Source organism: Deltaproteobacteria bacterium, from assembly GCA_020845775.1.
Taxonomy (GTDB): domain Bacteria; phylum Bdellovibrionota_C; class UBA2361; order SZUA-149; family JADLFC01; genus JADLFC01.
This window is the reverse complement of the sequence record JADLFC010000143.1, coordinates 1-4,043: the sequence shown is the minus strand read 5'-3', so window position 1 is coordinate 4,043 and position 4,043 is coordinate 1. Positions and strand designations below refer to the sequence as shown.

Sequence of the window (4,043 nt, the reverse complement as noted above, 5' to 3'; positions counted from 1 at the left end):
TAGAGACGAGGCGAATTCTGGTGATTGTGGCGAGAAAAACCATTCTTTGATAGGCGAGTAAAATGGCTGTTTTATGCGCTTCCTGGTGTCCTGTGGCAAAACTCCTTTCATAGAGGCGCGAAGAATTGCCTTTTCATTAAGGCCGCGCAATTTATAGGATGGCGGTAGTTTAGCTACCCATTCTACTAGCTCGTGATCTAGAAATGGAACTCTAGTTTCTACGCCATTAGCCATTGAAACCCTATCATCTACCAACACGGTCCAAGAGGGTAAGCGAGTTTGCATTTCGATGGCCAAAGCCGCATCGAGTGGATGAAGATCCTTTAACGTGCCGTCGAAAAGCTCATTAAAGCCTTCCGGCGCAACCTCGATTGGCCTAACAGAACGCCCGTTTACCCCCAACAGATCACTGCGATGGATGTCCAGGGCATGCCAAATATCGTACCAAGGCGGGCGAACATTTGAAAACTCTTGCCGAATCTTGCTATCGGGATATCGCTGCACTTTTATAAAAAACTCAGCCATACCCTGCGGTGAACCTAACCAACTAAAAAGTCGCCGATATATGTAAGGCTTAAGCCAGGAGAGTCCGGCAAACTCCAAAACTTTTCGAATCCGCTCCAATCTAAAACAATCATATCCCGCATACTGCTCATCGACACCTTCGCCCGTAAGCACTACTTTAAAACCCTGCTCTTGCACTACCTTTGAAAGTCTTTGCAGTGGCAACGAAACAGGATATTGCAAGGGGAGCTCGGTGTGATACACCGAATCCAGAAACAGCTCGGCTGTTTCTGGCCCACATTCAACTAAGTGATGTCGGCAGCCCAAACTTGCCGCAAATTGAGCGGCTCGCGTCGCTTCGTCATGCGTGCTCGAGGGAAAAGATATTGTAAAACAATCTAAAGGTTCGCCAGCAATCTCGCGTGCTAGAGCCGTCACTGAGGAAGAATCCACTCCAGAGGAGAGATATGTGCCGACTTTTACATCTGCAACCATGTGATCGGCAATAGTCTTTCTTAGGCGCTCCTTAAGTTCACTAGCAGCATCGTCGAAACCTATGCGCGAATGCTCGCCGCACCGTGCAAAAGGAATCCTCCAATACCGCTCAATCCTAATATCCGCTCGCCCTCGGCCAGCGTAAACCATTAGCGTGTGTGCCGGCAAAAGCTCGTCGACGCCCTTAAACATGCTTCGCGGTGGACATGGATAGGAAAGCGAAAAGAGATCATCCAGGGATCGCCTATCGATCGCCGGCACAATAAGTCCAGTAGCCAACAAAGCCTTTATTTCGGAAGCAAAGAGCAAATAATCTGTCGTCTTTGCAAAAAATAATGGTTTAATACCTAAGCGATCTCTACAGAGTAATAAACGGCGCTCCGCGCTATCCCAAACTGCAATTGCATACATTCCTCGCAGTTGCGAAACAAACTCAGCACCATACTCCTCGTGCATATGCGGCAGTACTATAGTATCTCCGGTGCTGCTTAACTCATGGCCCTTTTTTTGCAAATCTCTTGCAAGAGTGGCGAAGTTATAAATTTCTCCATTTTGCACAGCGATTGTGCGCCCAGAAGGTGTTTTAGCTGGCTGCCCACCCTTTTCGAGATCGAGAATTGATAAGCGCACCGCACCTACGTGCATCCACTCGTCAAAATAGCTTCCTTGTTCATCGGGGCCGCGATGAGAGATGGCTGACAACATGGCGCTTAGGATGCGCCTCTCCGGCAAAGGGCGCTTACTTAGGCGAAGTATGCCAGCAATCCCGCACATAGTTAAATCCCAGGTTTTTCTGCCATTACCCCAAACAAAGTCAGAGAGAATACACAACCGCCTTGCTCGTTAGCGAGCTCAACTGCATTTATCCATTCATCTACAACAGGTTGAGCCAGGAGGCCATTGCGAAATGCAGCTCTTGCCATTTCGCCAAATCCAACTTGATTTAACAAGGGTTTTATATCAGTTCCAACGACTGTGCTCGTAAAGGGCGTATACGCATTGAGTCTAGCTTCTTGGCAAAGTCGATATAATTGCCGCCCCATCCAACCGTTCTTTATGGCATCGCAAAACATATTTACTAGGGTTCTCGTGACACTGCGGTCGGGATGATCGATAACCAAAGTGCCCCAATCTGCATCCATTAGAACTGCTCTCCCTCCTGGAATTAGCACTCGGTATATTTCTTTTATCGCCGAAAATGGATCTTCCACGTGCTGTAATATGCGATCGCACCAAACTGCATTAAATGAGTTATCGGCAAATTTCAATGCGTGGGCGTCGCTAACGACATATTCCGTCGAAAGCTGGTCATCAGATTGGCGACTTTGGGCCGTTCTAATCATCACCTCGCTACAATCCGTGCCGACGACTTTTCCCGTTTGTCCAACTTTTTTTGCGAAAACTACTACATCCTCACCAGTGCCACAGCCGAGGTCGAGTATTATTTCTCCCTTTTTGGCCGATAAGGCCTGAAATCCCTTCTCTTTGAGCTCTCGAATACCCTCCAAACTACGCATCAAATCGAGCGCCAAAACCGCCTCGTCTGGTTCTGCCATGGAATCCACCGTACTAAAATTTAGTTCCTCGCTCTGCACGCCTTTTCTCCAACTCATTGCAAATTTTCAAATTTCCGGCTCATTGTATCAGTTATTGCCGCAACTTCAACAGAAGTTGCATCAAAACTGCTCTACGTCCACCTACATGAGAGGTTCAATGTATCTTTCGGCTATGCCATCATACTCGAGTGCTCTTAATCTCAAGGACTTTAGGAGGTTCCTGCTAAAACCACCTTATTTGGAAAGGCCTTTCGGTCTTTTATAGCATTTACAAAATGGATTTTTGTAAATGGTATAAACAGCAAGTGCGTAAGCACTTGCCAATAAACAACAAATACCGTTTCCAAAAAGTAAAATATTTAACTTACTTTTTGGAAACGGTATATATTTCAGGAGTTACGAGTGTATGCGAGTTATCGCAGCGGCATCGATTTCCACTATTGGCGAACATAAAATAATAAGGACATTGCGTTCCTGACGTATTCGAGTGGTGGGGGACACCACTAAAAACATATTCTAACTAGATAACAATCGAGCCGCGAAGAAAGCCTTCGGCATCGCATTCTCCGCTCCGTCTTTGTCGCGGCGCGTAAGCCTAAGGAACACATTGTCGCTTAGGCTCCAAGTGGCCACACGGCGCCCCGTGCGATGGGTCTCAACCTTCATCCGAGTGCCTTTGCAACGATCGCACTCGGAGTTCGGTTTTTCGCGCAGTTTCGACCAGAGGCAGCTAGCCTCCGCCGCAAAATCAACCTTAACCAACTCCTCTGTTTCTAGGAGCTTGCTAAGCTCCCAGACAACGCTTGCGAGTTCATCAACCTTTGCAAATTGGTTGATGAACAGCTTGACGTCCCATCCCACTAAGGATCGGTTATCCTCCTGGAAAAGCTCAGCCCTCACCTTGGAAGGCTGAGACTGCTTGGAAAAAAGCCACCTGACCGTGGAGACCACCACTGTCAGCGGAAGCCCGCTATTACGCGCCCAGTCAACTACTCGGGCGCAGAAGTTCCGCTTCTCCCTTTCCTGCTCATCCATCAAAACCTCCTTCCTGGTGTCCCCCACCATATAGACAAACCTCCAGCAGGGACTTCTTAACCCGCGCTTTAAACGCAGACTCTCTTAAGAAGCCGCCTTCAGCCCATCGCAAAAGGAGTTTTAAAACACATTTTCATAGAACAACAACTTGAACACCTTTTTTCGAGCGCAGACACTTTAGCATAAAGCTAATTATAGTCAATTGATTAAACTACTTCTGCTAATAGTTTTTCCGACAAGCACATCGGCTCCAGGGTGAAATCAGGTTTCGGCCTCCAGAAGCCGTTAAAGATCCAATAAGTCTTCAACTCTCCCGCTTTCTTCCACTGATGGGCAGCGGCAAACCGGGCGGTTGCCGACTGCGCTTGCCAAAATTTATAATCGAAAGATCGATCCAGCTCATCCAACTTGCCTTTGCGAGCCATCGCTCTAGCCTTGATGTTTTCCTTCGTC

The 4,043-nt window shown here is 47.6% G+C and carries 4 protein-coding genes; all 4 read right to left on the bottom strand.

Annotation, left to right across the window (positions count from 1 at the left end; translation table 11 throughout):
• Positions 1-1,773: asparagine synthase (glutamine-hydrolyzing) (asnB, locus tag IT291_09550; GenBank protein MCC6221469.1), on the bottom strand; the 1,773-nt coding region annotated here is incomplete at its 3' end.
• A gap of 2 nt (positions 1,774-1,775) precedes the next feature.
• Positions 1,776-2,612, bottom strand: coding sequence for a methyltransferase domain-containing protein (locus tag IT291_09545; GenBank protein MCC6221468.1), 837 nt, complete (start codon positions 2,610-2,612; stop codon positions 1,776-1,778).
• A gap of 459 nt (positions 2,613-3,071) precedes the next feature.
• Entirely contained in the window at positions 3,072-3,620 is a 549-nt protein-coding gene (locus IT291_09540; GenBank protein ID MCC6221467.1) for a hypothetical protein, read from the bottom strand.
• Between the two features lie 176 nt (positions 3,621-3,796).
• Positions 3,797-4,043 (bottom strand): hypothetical protein (locus IT291_09535; protein MCC6221466.1); only part of this gene is annotated, 247 nt, incomplete at its 5' end.